2 protein-coding genes are annotated in these 1,162 nt (G+C 69.7%); both read left to right on the forward strand.

Features of this window, described 5'->3' with window-relative positions; genetic code table 11:
• A partial coding sequence (locus G5B56_RS19725; RefSeq protein ID WP_164964344.1) for a glycine radical domain-containing protein occupies nt 1–369 on the forward strand: 369 nt, incomplete at its 5' end.
• On the forward strand, nt 356–1,162 hold an 807-nt coding region (pflA, locus tag G5B56_RS19730; protein ID WP_206023560.1), incomplete at its 3' end, for a pyruvate formate-lyase-activating protein. The genes G5B56_RS19725 and pflA, both read left to right, overlap by 14 nt.

The following is a 1,162-nucleotide window of genomic DNA, read 5'->3' on the forward strand; positions in this document are numbered from 1 at the left end:
GCCAACCCGATGCACGGCCGCGACTACAAGGGCGCGGTGGCCTCGATGGCCTCGGTGGCCAAGCTGCCGTACAGCTGCTCGCAGGACGGCATCTCCTACACCTTCACGATCGTGCCCAGCGCGCTGGGCCCGGACGAAGGCCAGCGCGTGGACAACCTGGTGAACCTGATCGACGGCTACTTCGGCTCCGGCGGGCACCACGTCAACGTCAACGTCTTCGACCGTGCGACGCTGCTGCACGCGATGGAGCACCCGGAGCTGTACCCGCAGCTGACGATCCGGGTGTCGGGTTACGCGGTGAACTTCATCAAGCTGACGCGCGAGCAGCAGCTCGATGTCATCAGCCGTACCTTCCATGCCTGCCACTGACGTCAAAAGCGTCGCGGTCGCCGCCCCGTGCGGCGGCACGCGGCCGGTGCACGCGCCCGGCGCGGCGCCGGCCGCCGCCGTCACCGAAGGTTGGGTCCACTCGACCGAGACCTGCGGGACGGTGGACGGCCCGGGGATCCGCTACGTGCTGTTCCTCTCGGGCTGCCCGCTGCGCTGCGCGTACTGCCACAACCCCGACACCTGGCATCGTCACGACGGCACGCTCACCAGCGTCGCCGAGATCCTGACGGACATCGGCCGCTACCGCGGCTTCATCCAGGCGCACGGGGGCGTGACACTCAGCGGCGGCGAGCCGCTGACGCAGCCGCGTTTCGTCAAGGCGCTCTTGCGCGGCTGCAAGGCGATGGGCCTGCACACCGCGCTGGACACCTCGGGCTTCCTGGGCGCCAAGGTCGACGACGAGATGATGGCCGACCTGGACCTGGTGCTGCTGGACATCAAGGCCTTCAGCGAGAAGACCTACCAGCGGCTCACCGGCGCCGAGCTCAAACCGACGCTGGACTTCGCGCGCCGGCTGGCCGCGGCGGGCAAGCCGATCATCCTGCGCTACGTGCTGGTGCCCGGCTGGACCGACCAGGAACGCGAGATCCGCGCGCTGGCCGCCTTCGCCGCGAAGCTGGGCAACGTGCAGCGGGTGGACGTGCTGCCGTTCCACCAGATGGGCGAGCACAAGTGGCACGAGCGTGAGCTGAACTACCGCCTGGCCGGCGTGGCGCCGCCGTCCGAAGAGCTGGCCGAGCGAACGCGTTCGCTGTTCCGCGAGGCCGGGCTG

Source organism: Rubrivivax sp. JA1026, from assembly GCF_011065555.1.
GTDB classification, from domain to species: domain Bacteria; phylum Pseudomonadota; class Gammaproteobacteria; order Burkholderiales; family Burkholderiaceae_C; genus Rubrivivax; species Rubrivivax benzoatilyticus.